The organism is Candidatus Margulisiibacteriota bacterium (assembly GCA_028706105.1).
Lineage (GTDB): Bacteria > Margulisbacteria > Riflemargulisbacteria > GWF2-35-9 > DYQY01 > DYQY01.
On record JAQWCF010000037.1, the window covers coordinates 1 to 17827 of the forward strand.

Annotated in this window: 18 protein-coding genes; 14 read left to right on the forward strand and 4 right to left on the reverse strand. The window is 34.0% G+C overall.

The window, feature by feature from the left end:
- Positions 1-411: 411 nt before the first annotated feature.
- The gene (locus PHF25_05205; GenBank protein ID MDD4527419.1) at positions 412-1989 is read right to left on the reverse strand and encodes a glycosyltransferase family 39 protein; all 1578 of its coding nucleotides are present in this window, start codon (positions 1987-1989) and stop codon (positions 412-414) included.
- Positions 1990-2054: 65 nt separating this feature from the next.
- Here PHF25_05205 and accC point away from each other — a divergent pair, with 65 nt between their 5' ends.
- The 6 genes from accC to PHF25_05235 all read left to right on the forward strand — a co-directional run bounded on the left by accC (position 2055) and on the right by PHF25_05235 (position 7369).
- A complete protein-coding gene (gene accC, locus PHF25_05210) occupies positions 2055-3407 on the forward strand; it encodes an acetyl-CoA carboxylase biotin carboxylase subunit (GenBank protein MDD4527420.1) in 1353 nt (450 codons plus the stop codon).
- Between the two features lie 27 nt (positions 3408-3434).
- Positions 3435-3857 (forward strand): transcription antitermination factor NusB, encoded by a 423-nt coding sequence (gene nusB, locus PHF25_05215; GenBank protein MDD4527421.1) that lies wholly within the window; start codon positions 3435-3437, stop codon positions 3855-3857.
- 3 nt (positions 3858-3860) lie between these two features.
- On the forward strand, positions 3861-4502 hold the full coding sequence (locus tag PHF25_05220; protein MDD4527422.1) for a riboflavin synthase: 642 nt from the start codon (positions 3861-3863) through the stop codon (positions 4500-4502).
- Positions 4492-5700, forward strand: a complete 1209-nt coding sequence (locus PHF25_05225; protein MDD4527423.1) for a bifunctional 3,4-dihydroxy-2-butanone-4-phosphate synthase/GTP cyclohydrolase II — start codon at positions 4492-4494, stop codon at positions 5698-5700. Before PHF25_05220 ends, PHF25_05225 begins: the two co-directional genes overlap by 11 nt.
- A gap of 92 nt (positions 5701-5792) precedes the next feature.
- Positions 5793-6248, forward strand: a complete 456-nt coding sequence (gene ribH, locus PHF25_05230) for a 6,7-dimethyl-8-ribityllumazine synthase (GenBank protein MDD4527424.1) — start codon at positions 5793-5795, stop codon at positions 6246-6248.
- An 11-nt stretch (positions 6249-6259) separates the two neighbouring features.
- Positions 6260-7369, forward strand: coding sequence for an ABC transporter ATP-binding protein (locus PHF25_05235; protein ID MDD4527425.1), 1110 nt, complete (start codon positions 6260-6262; stop codon positions 7367-7369).
- Here PHF25_05235 and rnc read toward each other — a convergent pair.
- The gene (gene rnc, locus PHF25_05240) at positions 7362-8069 is read right to left on the reverse strand and encodes a ribonuclease III (protein ID MDD4527426.1); all 708 of its coding nucleotides are present in this window, start codon (positions 8067-8069) and stop codon (positions 7362-7364) included. The two genes, PHF25_05235 and rnc, sit on opposite strands and share 8 nt — an antisense overlap.
- A gap of 3 nt (positions 8070-8072) precedes the next feature.
- The gene (locus tag PHF25_05245; protein ID MDD4527427.1) at positions 8073-9245 is read right to left on the reverse strand and encodes an LL-diaminopimelate aminotransferase; all 1173 of its coding nucleotides are present in this window, start codon (positions 9243-9245) and stop codon (positions 8073-8075) included.
- Between the two features lie 146 nt (positions 9246-9391).
- Between PHF25_05245 and PHF25_05250 the strand changes: the two genes are divergently transcribed.
- Positions 9392-9691 (forward strand): hypothetical protein, encoded by a 300-nt coding sequence (locus PHF25_05250; GenBank protein ID MDD4527428.1) that lies wholly within the window; start codon positions 9392-9394, stop codon positions 9689-9691.
- Between the two features lies 1 nt (position 9692).
- Here PHF25_05250 and dapF read toward each other — a convergent pair whose 3' ends face one another.
- A complete protein-coding gene (dapF, locus tag PHF25_05255; protein MDD4527429.1) occupies positions 9693-10532 on the reverse strand; it encodes a diaminopimelate epimerase in 840 nt (279 codons plus the stop codon).
- 71 nt (positions 10533-10603) lie between these two features.
- Here dapF and PHF25_05260 point away from each other — a divergent pair, with 71 nt between their 5' ends.
- The 7 genes from PHF25_05260 to PHF25_05290 all read left to right on the forward strand — a co-directional run.
- Entirely contained in the window at positions 10604-11326 is a 723-nt protein-coding gene (locus PHF25_05260) for a biotin--[acetyl-CoA-carboxylase] ligase (protein ID MDD4527430.1), read from the forward strand.
- A 35-nt stretch (positions 11327-11361) separates the two neighbouring features.
- Positions 11362-11901 carry a peroxiredoxin gene (locus PHF25_05265; protein ID MDD4527431.1) on the forward strand — a complete coding sequence of 180 codons (540 nt, stop codon included), beginning with the start codon at positions 11362-11364 and terminating at the stop codon, positions 11899-11901.
- Positions 11902-11911: 10 nt separating this feature from the next.
- On the forward strand, positions 11912-12820 hold the full coding sequence (gene nadA / locus PHF25_05270) for a quinolinate synthase NadA (protein MDD4527432.1): 909 nt from the start codon (positions 11912-11914) through the stop codon (positions 12818-12820).
- Positions 12821-12830: 10 nt separating this feature from the next.
- Positions 12831-13811, forward strand: a complete 981-nt coding sequence (gene bioB / locus PHF25_05275) for a biotin synthase BioB (GenBank protein MDD4527433.1) — start codon at positions 12831-12833, stop codon at positions 13809-13811.
- On the forward strand, positions 13798-14883 hold the full coding sequence (gene mnmA, locus PHF25_05280) for a tRNA 2-thiouridine(34) synthase MnmA (GenBank protein ID MDD4527434.1): 1086 nt from the start codon (positions 13798-13800) through the stop codon (positions 14881-14883). The genes bioB and mnmA overlap by 14 nt, the downstream gene beginning before the upstream one ends.
- The gene (locus PHF25_05285) at positions 14883-15149 is read left to right on the forward strand and encodes an acylphosphatase (protein MDD4527435.1); all 267 of its coding nucleotides are present in this window, start codon (positions 14883-14885) and stop codon (positions 15147-15149) included. Before mnmA ends, PHF25_05285 begins: the two co-directional genes overlap by 1 nt.
- 41 nt (positions 15150-15190) lie before the next feature.
- On the forward strand, positions 15191-17827 hold a 2637-nt coding region (locus PHF25_05290; GenBank protein ID MDD4527436.1), incomplete at its 3' end, for an AMP-binding protein.

The following is a 17827-nucleotide window of genomic DNA, read 5'->3' on the forward strand; positions in this document are numbered from 1 at the left end:
CTATTACTTTGATTTATTTAACCCTCAGCCGGTAGAAACTGTTTATGATCCAAATGAGTTTTTATTGTTCCACGGTTTTGATGAAGAGGACCTAACAGAGGGATACCATGTTTCGATGCTTCACAATAGTTTTTGTAGATTTTTGGGAATTTTTTCTTTTTAGTCCGATAACTTAATATAAAGGGCGAATGAAGGAGAAAAAAATGTACGAAACACCAACACAGAAAATTGCAAAACAGAACGGATGGATGCTTTTAGGGAGCGAGGGTAGTCAATTCGTTAGTTCAATGGTGATTCGTCCTTATGTATTAACAACAAAATGATCACAAGTGGAAGTAAATCCACCAAGAAACGATAATTATTGTTTCTGATCAAAATTATTAAAAGGGGCTGACATTGTCAGCCCCTTTTCTATTCTGTTATTAATAGTGCCGAAAACTCTATATATGTATCTAGAATTTTACTGTTAGCATAGTTTTCAAGTAATTTATTTTTATCAGTATTTCGTGCCATGATAAATAGTGGTTTGTTCACATTAATTAAGTTATTTACTTCTTCAAGGTTATTTGGAGTGTAAATTTTTTGATTTAAATAATAAATAAGATATGGGGTGTAATGACCATAAACTCCTACCGTATAGTCACTAATTCCTTGATTCTTTATTGTTTCAACAAAGTGCTTACTGTCCTTGTAGTTATCAAGTTGTGGGAAAAAAAAGAACACCAGAAATAGACAAAAAATAATTGTCCCTGTGGTAATAACTAGCATTGCTTTGGAAACCTTTTCTTTGATTAAGAAGTAAGAAAATATTGCAACTACAAGAGCGGGAATAAAGAAAAACGTTATAAATAACGGCATTTCTTTGGTGTAAGGTAGTGGTAATTTGTATTGTAAACTGAAGATGAAAAGTGAAATAAAAAATAGCAAGGTTAAGATAGTTGAAAAAATTATAGTTTTTTTGTTTTTTAAACTTTCTAGTTGGTCAGCAATCAATATCGACATAAAGGGAAACATCCCAAAGATGTAGCTTGGCAGCTTTGTGCCTGCAAAGCTAAAGAAAATAAAAGTAAAAATTATAAATATCCAGCTAAATAATTTTATGTCTTTAATTTTAGTTGTTTCATTTTTAATAAAGGTATCTTTAATAATAACTGGGAGATAGAAAATCCAGGGAATAAAAGTAAGGAGCATAGGGAAATAATACCACCAAGGACCTGCTTGGTTTTCCACAACTCCAAAGAATCTGTACCAAGTGTAATCACGAAGGGCTTTATCGAAGAAGGGAGCTCCGTTTGTGATTAATTGGTGAATATACCAAGGTGAGGTTATCAGTAGAAACAAAAGGAAATTTAAGATTACTTTTCTATCCAATAGAAACTTTATATCTCTTTTGAGTAAAAGGAAAACAACTATGACTGCACAAGGATGCACCAAGCCAATAGGTCCTTTGGTCATTACTCCCAGAAAACAGCTGATGGCAAAAAAGAAGAAGTATTTACCTTTTTTTGTTGGTTCTAGATATGATTTTAAGAAAAAATAAACTGCTAAAAGTATAAAGGTGTTCAGTAAAGTATCAAAGACAGCTAAGCGACTTATGACAAAGTAGATTAAAGATGTCCCCAGAATTATTGCACTATAGAAAGAGGTTTTTTTAGAGTAATAAAGCTTTGCTATCAGATAAACCATGATTAGTCCGAGTATCCCGAAGATTGCTTCAGGTAAGCGAAGATTGAATTCATTCCAGCCAAAAGTTTGACAGAGGGTGCTGGATATCCAGAAGTATAAGGGGGGATGAATATACCAATTTTCATTATTAAAGTGCATAGTTAAATAGTCACCAGTCTGAATGATTTCTTGAGCTACTGCAGAGTAATTAGTTTCGGAATTGTCAAATAAAGTAAAGTTATTGTTGCCTATAATAAATAAAAAAATGCCGATTACTATCAGCAAAAAGATATGATTCGTGAATAATTTTTGTAGTGCTTTCATCTTTGTCTCCTATCATTAAAGTAATATGATATAATTATATGCTAAAAAAAAACAAGGGAGAAGCAATGTTTAAGAAAGTATTAGTTGCAAATAGAGGAGAGATAGCGGTTAGAGTTATTCGGGCATGTAGAGAATTAGGAGTTAAAACGGTTGCAGTTTATTCTGAAGCAGATAAAACTTCGCTTCACGTTAAACTCGCTGACGAGGCTTTTTGTATAGGTCCAGCATCATCAGCGTTAAGTTATTTGAATATTCCAGCGATTATAAGTGTTGCAGAAGTAACAGGTGCAGAAGCGATTCACCCTGGATATGGATTTTTAGCTGAAAACGCAGTTTTTGCAGAAGTATGCCAAGCTAATAAAATTAAATTTATTGGTCCATCAGTAGAAAATATTTCCATGATGGGTGATAAGGCTGTCGCAAAAGAAACAATGAAAAAGGCTGGTGTGCCAGTAGTCCCTGGTTCTGATGGTATTGTCGCTGACGCAGATGAAGGCGCCAAAGTAGCAAAGAAAATTGGTTTTCCAGTAATGATTAAAGCAGTGGCCGGTGGTGGCGGTAAAGGTATGAGAGTATCTAAAACAGCACAAGACTTTAAAAAGTTTTTCAACATGGCTTCTAATGAAGCAAAAGCAGCTTTTGGGAATGGAGATATTTATATTGAGAAATTTATCGAAAAACCTAGGCATATAGAAGTTCAAATCATGGCAGATGATTTCGGTAATGTGATCCATCTTGGGGAGAGAGATTGTTCTATCCAGCGAAGACATCAGAAATTGTTGGAAGAATCTCCTTCACCGGTAATTACAAAGGAAATTAGGACAAAGATTGGTGCTGCAGCAGTCAAAGCTGCCAAAGCCATTCGTTATAGAGGTGCTGGGACTATTGAGTTTTTGCTTGATAAGTCTAAGAAGTTTTATTTTATGGAAATGAATACTAGAATCCAAGTTGAACATTGTGTTACTGAGCAAGTCACGGGTGTTGATTTGGTAAAAGAGCAAATTAGAGTCGCTGCTCATCAAAAGCTTTCGTATACTCAAAAGGATATTAAAGTAACAGGACATGCCATAGAGTTTAGAATAAATGCAGAAGATCCTTTTATGAATTTTATGCCTTGTCCAGGGGAAATTAAACATTATTTGCCATCAGGCGGGCCAGGCGTGAGAGTGGATAGCCATGTGTATGAAGGTTATAAAGTTCCTCCAAATTACGATTCTTTGCTAGCAAAACTAATAGTTACCGGTAGAGATAGAGCTGAAGCAATAGCTAGAGCCAGAAGAGCTTTACATGAATTTGTTATTGATGGAGTTAAGACTGTAATTCCTTTTGATCTGAAGATTTTGGATGAAAAAGATTTTATAAAAGGTGAGATATATACTGATTATATAGAGACGCACATTAAGTATTTATTAGAATAAGTATATTTAAAAAGGAAGATTGAGTTAATGGGTAAGAGAAAAACGTCCAGAAAATTGGCGATGCAAGCTTTGTATCAATACGAAATTCAGAAAGACAACGCTGATTTTATTTTGGAGTATACTCTTCAGAAAGATTCCTATATTGATGACACCAAAGAGTTTGCTTCTGAGATTTTTTATGGAGTAATCAAAAACAAGGAATTTATAGATAATTGGATAATTGAGTATGCTATTGATTGGAAGTTTGAGAGAATTTCCTTAATAGATAAAGCTATTTTAAGAATAGCTATTTGGGAACTCTTATTTACAGAGTGTGAAGTAAAAATTATCATTTCTGAAGCTATTGATTTGATTAAAAAATATAGTATGAAAGAAGCAATTAAGTTTGTGAACGGTATTTTGGGAAGAATTGTTGAAAGAAGACAAGAGCTTTCTGGAAAGGCAAACTAAGTAATGTTCACTGGAATTGTTCAGAAAAAAGGTATTGTAAAAGTTATAACAAAGTCCGAAGGATATTCCTCCTTACAAGTTTCAGTAGAAAGTGATTTTTTGAAGCTAGTAGTTGTTGGTGACAGCGTTGCAGTTAATGGAGTATGTTTAACTGTTAATAAAAATGGTGGCTCTTTTTTTCAAGCAGATGTTATGAACGAAACGCTGATTAAGTCGAATATGTCTAAACTTAAAGTTGGCGAGAAAGTTAATCTAGAAAAAGCTGCAAGAATGGATTCTTTTTTGGGAGGACATATTGTTCAAGGACATGTGGATGGCATGGCAACTTTAAATGACATCAAAGCCTTAACTAACCAATGGATAATATCTTTCAGTGTAGGAGAGGCTATTTTAAAAGAGTTATTTTCTAAAGCTTCAATTGCTCTAAACGGCATTAGTTTAACTGTTCTGGACGTTACAAGGGATAGTTTCTCGGTTTCTATTATTCCTTCTACTTATCAGAAAACGAATTTTTCTTTGTTGCAAAAAGGTGATTTTGTGAATATTGAGACAGATATTCTAGGCAAGTATGTTGTTAATTATTTAGAGAATAGAAATAAAAGTGGTTCTCTAACGAAAGGATTTTTAAGTGAACATGGATTTTAAATTTAATACAATTGAAGAAGCAATTGCGGATATTAAAAAAGGTAAAATGATAGTTGTTGTTGATGATGAAGATAGAGAGAATGAAGGCGATTTGGTTTGTGCTGCTGAATTTGCAACACCAGCAAATATAAATTTTATGATAACACATGGGCGAGGATTGGTTTGCGTTCCAATGTTGTCTGATTTGGCTAACAAACTAAAAATAACCCCAATGGTAGATAAAAACCAAGACCCCAAAGGAACTGCTTTTACTGTTTCTGTTGATGCGACTCAGAAGTATGGCGTTTCAACAGGAATTTCAGCGTTTGATAGAGCAAAAACAATAGAGGTCATGCTTGACGAGAAATCAACAGCAGAAGACTTGAGCCGACCAGGACATATTTTCCCTTTAGTTGCTAAAGAGGGTGGAGTTCTACAACGAGCAGGTCATACAGAAGCTAGCATTGATATTGCAAGACTGGCTGGGTTGAAACCAATGGGAGTTATTTGTGAAATAATTAATGAAGATGGGCAGATGTCTAGGTTGCCAGAGCTGCAGCTATTTGTTAAAAAACATAAACTCAAATTGATTTCAATAGCTGATTTAATTAAGTATTTGATAAAAGAAAGTTCATTTATTGAGCAAACAGAAGCGGTCAACATGCCAACTATGTTTGGTGATTTTAGGATTGTTGGTTTTGAAAACAAAAATACTGGAGAACATCATTTGGCTATTATCAAAGGTGATAGAGGTGATGGCGAGAATGTTTTGGTTAGAGTCCATTCTGAATGTTTCACTGGCGATGTCTTAGGTTCATTACGTTGCGATTGTCGTAGCCAACTGCACGAGGCATTAGAATTAATCGAAAAAGAAGGCAGGGGCGTTGTTATTTATCTTAGACAAGAAGGCAGAGGCATTGGCTTGATTAATAAGCTTAAGGCTTATCAGTTGCAGGATCAGGGAAGAGATACTATTCAAGCAAATGAGGATCTTGGTTTTGATGCTGATTTAAGAGATTATGGAGTTGGTGCGCAGATACTTCATTCATTAGGTATAAAATCTATTAGATTGTTAACAAATAATCCTAGAAAAATAGTTGGACTTGAGGGTTATGGGATAAAAATTACCGAGAGAGTGTCCTTGCAAATTGCTTCAAATCCTCATAATGAAAAATATTTGAACACAAAAAGGTGCAGAATGGGGCATCTTTTAAGCTAATTTTGATAAAAAACTAAAGATAAGAATGTTTAAGGTTTTCATTTAGAGGAAATCTCTTTATAATAAGCTTACATTTAAAGGAGAGGTGGAACATGATATACGAAGGCGTCATTAATGGAAAAGGTAAAAAGATTGCCATAGTATGGAGTAGATTCAATGAATTTATTGGCTCCAAACTACTTGATGGTGCGAAAGATGCTTTAATAAGACACGAAGTTAAAGAGTCTGACATTGATGTATATAAAGTCCCTGGTGCTTTTGAGATTCCTTATATTTTAAAGCAGATTATTAATAAAAAATATGATGCGATTATTTGTATTGGTGTGGTTATTAGAGGAGCAACTCCTCATTTTGAATTTGTTGCTTCTGAGGTTTCAAAAGGTGTAGCAAGTGTTTCTTTACAGTCAGATGCTCCAGTGATTTTTGGGGTTTTGACTACAGATACAATTGAGCAAGCAGTTGAAAGAGCAGGAACTAAGTCTGGGAATAAAGGTTATCAAGTAGCGATGGACGCTCTAGAGATGGCAAACCTCAAGGCAAATATCTAAAGGAGAAACATATGACATTAACGGGCGTAAGATTAGAAAATGTATATAAAAATTTTGGTAAAGTAGAAGTAGTAGTAGATGTTAGTATGGAGATTAAGCCTGGCGAGTTTATGGTTTTAGTCGGTCCTTCAGGTTGTGGTAAGACCACTACCTTAAGAATGATCGCTGGATTAGAAGAAGTAACCTCAGGTAAAATTTATATAGACAATAATGATGTTACTTTTATTCCTCCAAAGGATAGAGATATCGCCATGGTATTTCAGAATTACGCACTATATCCACATATGACTGTAAGAGAGAATTTGGGATTTGCTTTAAAAATGAGAAAGAATCCTAAGAATATTATTGATGAAAGAGTAGCTGAAGCAGCCGAAATTCTTGGACTTAAGAAATTACTAGATAGAAAACCAAAAGAACTTTCTGGTGGACAGAGACAAAGAGTTGCGCTGGGTAGAGCAATAGTTAGACAACCAAAAGTATTTTTGATGGATGAGCCTTTATCTAACCTTGATGCAAAATTAAGGGTTCAGATGCGGGGTGTGCTGAAGAAATTACATGAAAGATTAAAAACAACTATTGTTTATGTTACTCATGATCAAGTTGAAGCTATGACTCTAGGTTCCAGAATTTGTATTATGAATGATGGAGTTATTCAACAGCTTGAAGAGCCGATGAAAGTTTATAGTCACCCTTCTAATATTTATGTAGCAGGATTTATTGGTTCTCCATCTATGAATTTCTTTGATGGTGTAGTGAAGAAAAAAGGTGCTGATTATACCTTCCTAGCTAACGGATTTGAATTACAGTTACCTAAAACGCTTGAGAAACTCTTAAAGGGCGTTGTGGGTATTGATGTGGTGCTAGGCGTTAGGCCTGAAGATATCGTTGATTATGAAAAAGCAGTTAGAAAAAATTACGCTAAAGAAAAAGTTTATGGGAACATTGAATTTGCCGAACTTCTTGGAGCTCAGACATTTGTGCACGTAAAGATTGGCGACAAAATGGTTATGTGTGAGGTAGACCCTTCTTTTGTTGTTGCTTTGGGTGCAGAGATAGAACTTGGCTTTAATCTAAAGAATATGTATTTGTTTGATAAAGCTACAAATAAAGCAATTATTTAAGAGATTTTATTTTTTCTATAAGTAACTGAGCGGCTTTTTGTTCAGCAATTTTTTTAGTTTTATCTGTACTAATAGTTGAGTAGATTTCTTTTTTTATCGTGATGGAAACTTTTACAGTGAAGGTTTTTTTGTGGTCAGGTCCTTCTTCTTTTATTATTTCATAAATAGGTGTTCCAGAAATTAATGATTGAGTTATTTCTTGAAGCTTTGTTTTATTATCAGTTAGTTCATTGATGAGTGCCTGGTTGAGTAAAGCATCCTTAAATAACATTAAAATGAATTCCTTGGCTTTTTCTATCCCTTTGTCGAGGTATATTGCTCCAGTTAGTGATTCAAGTAAATCAGCAAGCAAAGAGTCTTCTTGATGTATTTTGTTAACTCGTTCGTTTTCTCCACAGATTAAAAGTTTTTCTAGACCGATTGTTTTAGATATCTTGGCAAGGAGCCTGTCTTGAATAAACATTGCCCTTTGTTGTGCAAGTAATCCTTCAGATGATTCAGGGTAGAGTTGGAGTAATTCATCGGTAAGTATTAGTTTCATCACAACATCGCCAAGAAACTCCAGTCTTTCGTAGTTTTTACCAGGCTTATTGTTAGCTGATTTGTGGGTTAGTGCTGTTTTGTAGATTTCAATATTTTCTGGGTAAATATTAAAACTTCCCAGAAAATTATTGATATTTTCTTGAATGATTTTAGTCATAAGTTAGGCAAACTTAATGCCAGCATTTTTCATGCGTTGTAGTGCTTCCTTTAATCTTTCTACGGAGGCAGTTAATGCTATGCGAAAGTATCCTTCTCCTTCAGATCCATAGCCATTTCCAGGCACAACAACTATTCCACATTCATCAAGCATTTTTGCTACGAAATCATTGGAATTAGTGGAAGGAGGTACTGGAATCCATAAATAGAAAGTTGCTTTGATTGGTTTTATTTTCCAGCCTAGTTCATTAAGACCGTTGGTAATAACATCTCTTCTAGCTTTATAAAGCGCGTTGGTTTCTTCTATTTCGGGTACTGGTTTTGTTAATGCTTCAATCCCAGCGAGTTGAATGGCTTTAAAAATGCCAGAGTCTACATTAGTTTTAATTGTGCTTAAGTTTTCTATTGCCTCAGCGTTGCCAACTGCCATCCCAATTCTCCACCCAGTCATATTGAATGATTTAGAAAGTGAGTGAAACTCTATTGCTACGTCTTTAGCGCCTTCAACTTCTAGGATGCTTGGAGCCTTGTATCCATCGTAAGTCATTTCACTATAAGCTAAGTCTGATGCTACTAAAATGTCATATTTTTTAGCAAAAGCTATGACTTTTTTGTAAAAAGCTAAGTCAGCGATAGCTGCTGTTGGATTATTTGGATAGTTTACAAACAATATTTTTGCTTTAGTAGCTACATCAGCTGGAATAGCCTCTAAATCAGGTAGAAAACCATTTTTTTCTAATAGCGGAACATAGTAGGGAATTCCTCCTGCAAGAATAGTTCCCATTTTATAAACTGGGTATCCAGGGCTTGGAACTAGGACAATGTCTCCTGGGTTGAGGTAAGCAAATAGTAAATGGGCAATACCTTCTTTGGAGCCAATCAGAGACACAACTTCTTTATTTGCATCAAGCTCAACATTGAATCTATTTTTATACCAATAAGCTACAGCTTCTCGATAAGCTTTTGTCCCTTCATAAGGAGGATAATCATGATTTTTGGGGTCATCGATTGCTGTATGCATAACATCAATAATTCTTTTGTAAGTTGGGGAATCAGGGTCTCCTACGCCTAAGTTAATAATGTCTACTCCCTTGGCAATAGCAGCCGCTTTCTTTTTATCTATCCCAGCGAATAAATAAGGTGGTACTTTTTTGAATGTTTCTGAAGGTTTAACCATAAATTTTTAACTCCTTTAATAAAATATTGCAACTTTTCAGCTTTTTTACCGATAACTTAATATACAACGGACAATTAAACTTGTCAGTTCAAATTAAGAGTATAATATTAATATATAAGTGATGATTTTAAAAGGGGAGGAACTAGATGGTAAATTTTTTTAAAAAAGAACAGAAAATTATAGCAAATCCAGATGAAGTGATTATTAGTTGTATTAATGGTGACGTAAGTTTAATTAGTAGAATAGTCGAAACAGATGCCTTCCTTATAGTGAAAATACTAGATCAGTTTGATATTAACAGTGTTAGTCGAATATTGGCCCAGTTACCAGATAAAAAGGTTAAGGAAGTTTATTTTCTTTTTAATAGTAAAAAACAAGAACAAATTCTTAAAAGGCTACCATCCATAAAGGCAGCTTCCTTGGTTCGAGAAACAATTAAAGCTTAATTTAATAAATTCCTTTAAAAACTACTTCAGCGGGTCCTGTCATTAGTACAGACTTGCCTTGCTCCCAATTTATAATAAGTTCTCCGCCTAATAATTGTACTGTAACTGTATTATTTAAATAACCATTCAGAATTCCAGCTACTACAGAAGCGCATGTTCCAGTGCCACAAGCCAGTGTTTCCCCTGATCCTCTTTCCCAAACTCTCATTTCTGCTTTATTTTTTGAGTTTATTTTTAGAAACTCAACATTAGTTTTTTTGGGGAAAAGATTAGTGTTGTTTTCAATAATTGGACCAGTTTGATGAACCATTTTGTCTGTTATTTTATCAACAAAAACGATACAGTGAGGATTCCCCATGCCAATAGGTGTGTATTCTATGCTTTGATTGTCAATTTGCAGGACTTGCTTCAGGAAAGGGCCTTTTCCTTTTAGGTTTACAGGAATATCTTTTGCTTCTAAGAAAGGGGTTCCCATGTCAACTTTAACCATGGCTTTGGTAGTTCCAGTTAATTCAATTATTTCTGGAATAATTTTTCCTGCTAATGTTTCTACATTGAACTTATTCTGGGAGATCAGACCTTCATTTTTTACAAACAAAGCGAAGCAACGGATGCCGTTACCACACATTTCAGCTTCACTGCCATCAGCATTGAATATTCTCATCCGAATATCTTCTTTATCGGAAGGAAGAGCTAATATTATGCCATCAGCACCTACTCCAAAGTGTCTATCACACATTTTTTGTGCTAAAGAAGAGTATTCTTTTTCTTTTATTTTTTCTTTAAAGGCATTAAGCAGAACAAAATCGTTGCCAGTTCCTTGCATTTTAGTAAAATTCATATAAACTCCTTTGTAAGTTATAAGTTTATTATACAATAAAATTTAAGACAAAGGATGATTATAAAGAGAAAATGAATTCCTTTAAATATAAGATACATCAATATTCTAAATTAGATTCTACAAACGATTATGCGCTTTGCAATAGAGATAAACTAGTTTATGGCGATGTAGTTGTTGCTGATATTCAGACGAATGGTCATGGAAGATTTAATCGTAAGTGGGTTTCCTCTAATCAAAATAATTTATATTTTACAATTGTTTTAGGGGACATTGATAATCCTCAATATTTGCCTTTATATACAGCCGTTGTTTTGACTAGGTTGCTTGATTCTATAGGTATTCAAGCAAAAATTAAGTGGCCAAACGACATTCTAATAGATAATAAAAAAGTTGCAGGTATTTTGGTGCAGAGTGTTTTGCAAAATGGAAAAAACTACGTGGTTGTTGGTATTGGAATGAATCTTTTTTTAAGTGCAGAAGAAAAACTTGAAATAGCCGTTCCTGTTACATTTTTGGAGAATTTTGTAAGAGACTTTAATAAGAATAAATTATTAGAAGAGTTACTTAATACCTTTTTTTCAGGTCTGGAAACTTTGAATAAAGAAGGTTTTTTGTCAATAAAAAACGAGTATCAGATTAAAAGTTCTTTAATAGGTGAACAAATTACTGTAAAATGTTCTCAGAAAGAATTTGTGGGGAAAGTAATTGGATTTTCAGATAACGGAGAAATGCTTCTAATGGATGAGAATCACACATTTACAATTAATTCAGGAGAGGTAGTGAAAATATTATGATTTTCGGAAAAGAAAAAAAACAGCATTGTCTTCCTATGGTTGGTCACAAGATATTTGAGACAACCATAGATGTTTTTGATAAAGGTGAGTTTTCTAAGATAAAGTTATCAGACTTAAAAGGAAAATGGATTGTTCTGTTCTTTTATCCGGCTGACTTTACCTTTGTTTGTCCTACAGAATTGTTGGAAATGGCAGAGCTTTATAAAGACTTTCAGAAGTTAGGTGTTGAGATAATTAGTATCAGTACGGATACACTTGAAACTCATAAGCATTGGAAAGAAAAATCATCTATGATTGCCGCTATCCAATATCCTATGGGTTCGGATCCTCATGGCCATTTGGCTCAAAAACTAGGTGTTTATTCTGAGCATGAACACTGTGCTTTTAGAGCGACTATAGTCATTGACCCAAATGGAACTATTAGGGTTCATGAGGTTAATTCCATCGAAATTGGTAGAAGTGCTGCTGAGTTATACAGAAAAATACAAGCGCTTGAGCACGTTCGAATGAATCCTAATGAATTGTGTCCTGCTAGTTGGAGACCAGGACAAAAAACATTAGGCTCGGAAAAATAAAGCTTTAGTGATGCCAGAAATAGAAATGATTCAAGAAATTCAAGCATTAAAAAAAGAGAAAAATGCAATAATTGTTGCGCATAACTATCAATATGGTGAGATACAAGATATCGCAGATTTTGTTGGTGATTCTTTAGAACTTTCTAAGAAAGCTTCAGAACTTAAAAATGACATTATTGTCTTTTGTGGGGTTTGGTTTATGGCTGAAACTGCTAAAATATTAGCACCAGACAAAAAAGTGCTTTTGCCTGTGAAAAATGCTGGATGCCCTATGGCAGATATGATAACAGCAGAGCAGTTAGCTAAACTAAAAAAGCAACATCCAAAAGCTAAGGTGGTAACTTATGTGAATTCTAATGCAGACGTCAAAGCGTTAACTGATGTCTGTTGTACTTCTGCTAATGCAGTTAAGATTGTTCAAAACATTGATGCAGAAGAAATTATTTTTGTTCCCGATAAGAACCTTGGAGCTTATTGCCAAAGATTTACTGATAAAAAGGTTATTTTGTGGGAGGGGCATTGTTATGTGCATAGTAGAATTAGTCCTGCAGAAGTGAAAACAGCAAAACAAAATTTGTCTGATGCTCCATTAATAGTTCACCCAGAATGTTCGCCTCAAGTTATCGATTTGGCAGATGCGGTTCTTTCAACAGCTGGTATGTTGGAATATGTTAAAAAAAGCAAGGCGAAACGTTTTCTTATAGCTACGGAAGAAGGAATTATTCATAGGATGAAGAAGGAAAATCCAGAGAAACAATTTTATTCAGCTGGAACACCGAAGTTTTGCGTGAATATGAAAAAAACGAAACTCTCAAATGTTCTTCAAGCACTAAGGGAAGAGACTTATCAGATTGAAGTTCCGAAAGATATAGCCAAAAAAGCGAAGGCTTCCTTAGACCGAATGCTTGAGTATTTATAATAAATTTCTTATGAGTATTTATAATATTTATTTGAAGTCGATTGCAAACAATAAACTAACTGCGCAGGAAGCCATTGAGTTAATTAATATTTCTGATGCAGAATTACCTGAATTATTGGATAGAGCGAACGAGATAAGAGAAAAGTTTTTTGGTAATCAGGTAATGCTTTGTGGAATCATTAATGCCAAGTCTGGAAAGTGTAGCGAGGATTGTTCTTTTTGTGCTCAGTCTGCTCGTCATCAGACAAACGTTGATGAATACTCTTTACTTTCTAAAGACAGAATTTTGCAAGCAGTAGAGGATGCGAAAGCAAATAATACTGGCTGTTTTTCAATTGTTACTTCAGGGAAAGGCTACATTGCTAATGCAAGGGAAATGGAAAGCATTATCGATGTAGTTAAGGAAATTTCAGGAGTAAAAAAATGTGCGTCTTTAGGATTAATTTCTTTACAGCAAGCAAAAAAATTAAAAGAAGCCGGACTTGAGAAGTTTCATCATAACTTAGAAACAGCTGAATCTTTTTTCCCTAATATGTGTACTACTCATACCTATAAAGATAGGGTAGAAACAATCAGAAATGCTAAGATGGCTGGTTTGAAAGTTTGTGTAGGTGGAATTTTTGGAATTGGTGAGACAAGGGAGCAAATGGTAGAACTTGGAATGGCCATATCTGAGCTTGAGGTGGATTCAGTGCCAATTAATATTGTTCATCAGATAGATGGGACAAAGCTATATGGTAGTACGCAGAAGTTAGAGGTAAATGAGATATTGAAACTTATTGCTACCTTTAGGTTTATAATGCCAAACAAAGTTATTGGTGTTTTTGGTGGCAGACAAAGCAATTTAGCTGACAGACAAAGAGAGATTTTTAGAGCTGGAGCTAATTCTATTTTGGTAGGAAATTATCTTACAGTTAAGGGGAATAATGCGAAAGACGATATTCTTATGCTGAAAGAATTGGGATTGGAGCCAGTTAGTGAGTTTAGATAAAAATAATTTAAAGGTATTTGTAGGAATGAGTGGGGGCGTGGACTCTGCCGTAACTGCTGCTCTTTTAAAAGACAAGGGATACGACGTTACTGGGGTAACTATGAGCATCTGGAATGGTCAGTTGTTGGAAGAGAATAAAGGAAAGCATGCTTGTTTTGGTCCAGATGAGGAGCAAGACATAAAGAAGGCTAAAGAGATTTGTGATAAAATAAATATTCCTTACCAAGTCATAGACCTGAAAGAAGAGTATGCGCAGATTGTTCTTAAATATTTTTCTGATGAATATAAAGAAGGCCGAACACCAAATCCCTGCATAGTTTGTAATGCCAAAATGAAGTTTGGGTTGTTATTAGATAAAATACTAGAGAAAACACCTGCTCTGGATAAGTTTGCTACAGGTCATTATGTTAGAACAGAACAGGATAGTAAAACAGGCAGATATTTGCTTCTTAAAGGGAATGATCCGAAAAAAGATCAAAGTTACTTTTTATATAGATTAACTCAGAAGCAGTTGTCAAAGTGTATGTTTCCATTGGGAGATTTAATCAAAGATGATATTAGATTGATTGCCAAGCAAAAGGAGTTAGGTTTTGAGCATATTCCAGAGAGTCAGAATTTTATTTCCGGTGATTATTCACAAATAATTGATGTAAAAGCAAAAGAAGGGGATATTGTTGGTCCTGGAGGAAAAGTCATGGGAAGACATAAGGGGTATTTTAATTTTACAATTGGTCAACGTAAAGGTTTGGGTGTTGCTTATGTTGAGCCTCTTTATGTGATTGGTATTGATAAAGAAAAAAACGAAGTATTAATTGGAACAAAAGAGGATTTATATGGTGATAGTTTCAGGGTAAAAGATCTGAATTGGATATCTATTGAAAAGCTTGAGGTGCCAATGAATGTAACAGCTAAAATTCGCTATCAACATGTTGACGAAAATGCCTATATTGAGCCACTGGAAGAGGATGAGGTTTTGGTGAAGTTCGAGAAGCCTCAGCTATCTATTACTCCAGGACAATCAGTTGTTTTTTATGATGCAGATGTGGTTGTTGGCGGTGGCATTATAAAATAATGAAGTCTTATCGGGTAATTTATTCTGGTAAGGTTCAGGGCATAGGCTTTCGTTATACAGTGAAAAGAATAGCAGATAAATACAATATTGTTGGTTGGGTGAGAAACCTTAGTGATGGTAGTGTTGAGGTTTTTGTGCAAGGAGAAGAATTAACTGTTTTATCTTTTTTACAAGGCGTAGAAAGTTACTTCAAAGACAATATTAGGGATAAAAAAAAGCTAGAGGAGATAGTTGCGGATGTCTTTGGATTTCAAATAAGATACTAATCCTTATTCCTTATCAGTCTTGGATATATTACAATTAAATTATGATTAAGCGTTATCCTTTAAGTCATTCACAGAAATTACTTTTATTAGAACAACTATACGACATAGAGTCTACACATTTAAATATTGGTGGGTATTTATTGATAGATGGAATCATAAATCCAGTTTTATGGGAAAAAGCAGTTAATCTCGTTTGTGAAGAGAATGAAATATTAAGAACAAGTTTTGTTAGAAATGATGACGGTGTTTATTTTCAAGAAGTACAAGAATCTCTCAATTCCGCGATTATTAAAGATTTTAGTGCAGAGCCAGAAGATGATTCGATTTGTTTAGAATGGATTCAGCAAAGGTTTAATGTGCCTTTTGAGATTGATGGTGGGAAATTATATGAATTGGGTCTTTTATTAACTAGCAGTAAATCTTATTTTTATTCTATTTACAATCATTTAATAGCCGATGGGTGGAGCGTTGCGTTGGCAGCAAAAAAAATTATTACAAAGTATGAACTATTGATAAACGAAGTGTCTATTATGAATGAGGATAATTCTACTTTTATTGATGATATTAATAAAAGTAAAGAATATTTTTGCTCTTCAAAATATAAGATAGATCGTCAATATTGGAGAGATAAAGCAAAGTCTGTAAGGGATTATTCTTGGGATATTTCCTATAAGAAAAGAGAAAAGAAGGTAGCAAAGTCAAGTGCAAGGGAACTGGAGATTAGTAAGGATTATTATGCGAACATTATAGAATTTTGTAATAAAAATAATTTAATAACTTTTCACTTTTTTTTAGCTGTTTTTTCTTTAATGTTAAAACTTAGAACGAGTAGCAATAAGGTTTTATTTAATGTAAGAATTCAAAACAGGGCAACAAAGAGAGAGAAAGAAAACTTAGGTTCTTATTCAAGCATAATTCCATTGTCTGTTGATTTGGAGAATAGAAACTTTTTAAATATTTTTGAGAGTATTAGAAATGAATTGAATCGTGGTTATAAACATAGAAAGTGTTGCATGGAAGAGTTTTATCCTAGCGTTGTTGTAGAAGGCAATATTGATTTAAGTGGTGCTATAGTTGTTTCTTATGAGCCGTTTGACTATAACTATACAGTAGGTGGATTTATAGCAGAGGCTTTGACTTTACCTTCTGGAAGTGTTGCCGAGTCAGTAGATGTTCATATTAGGGAGTTTCATAAAAACAATAGAGTTTTTATTAGTTCATATTTTGATGAGAACCTTTTTGATAATGTCGAACCAGATATCTTTATTGAACAGTTTAATTTAATCGTTAAAAGGATAGTTATTGAAGGAATTAATAATATTAATCAGCTTTTGGGTATTACAAGTTTAGAGAAAAGCATATTAGATAAAATGAATAATACTGAAAAAATACTTTTAAAGGACAATTTATGTTCTGTGTTAGAAGATGTTTTGTTTAGTAATCCATTAGCTGTTGCTGTTATTTGCAAGGGGGAAAAACACTTTTATAAAGAGTTATATAGTGAGGCATATAAAGTTGTCGGATTTTTGCAAAGTTATGGAATAAGATTAGGCGATAGAATCTCTGTTTCAATGGATTATTCCTTTGAGATGATTGTAGTTATGACGGGGATTATTTTAGGTGGAGCTGTATTTGTCCCAATTAGTAATAAAGACCCTTTGCAACGAAGGGGTAGGATAGTAAGTGATAGTCAATCAAAAATACTTATTACTGACAAAATTTGTGATTTATCCTGCAAGCAGTTTTTAATAAAAGATGTGCTTATATCAAAGGAAAATATTCATCAGGAAAAAGTGTTTTTGGATGAAAATGCAGATTGTTATATTGTTTATACTTCTGGTTCAACAGGTGAACCTAAAGGAGTAATTAATACTCATAAAGGAAGTGTTAATATATTAGAGGAGTGGAAAGAAAAATACGAAATTGTAGGGGAAAGGTTTGTTTTATTGCAGACTTCATCTTTTGCCCATGATGTTTTTATTGGTAATTATTTAAAAACTATTGCTACAGGTGGAATACTAGTTCTTCCGACTGAAGAAGAACGCTATGACCTTGGTGAGCTTTCTTGTCTTTTATCAAATAATAAGGTAAATGTTTTGGATTCCACGCCATCATTGATTCTAATGTTAGTTGATTATATTGAGAGGAACAATATTGATGATAGTTCGTTGAAGTTGATTATTGTTGGGTCTGACATTTGTTCTTTGGAAGATTTTAAAAAGCTACTTAGTAAGTATGGAGAAAGAGCAGTTGTGGTTAATTCTTATGGAGTATCAGAAGCAGCAATATATACCACAGACTATTTGGCTAAAAAGGTGGATGAGTTGCCGATGTTCGGAAATTTGCCGATTGGAAAACCTTTTAGAAATATAAAAATGTATGTGTTAGATGATCAGTTAAGGCAGGTTAGCTTAGGCGTTGAGGGAGAACTTTTCATTGCAGGATATGGCTTAGCAAAAGGATATACTTCTATAGCCTTAACAAGAGAAAAGTTTATTAATCTTGATGGTATAGGAAGGGTATATCGTACTGGCGATATGGCAAGGATTTTGTCTGATGGTAATATCCAGTTTATTGGAAGAAAAGATTTTCAGATTAAAATAAGGGGTTATAGAATTGAACCAGGAGATATTGAATCTTGTATGGAGAGTATAGATGGAATTTCAAAAGCAGTTATT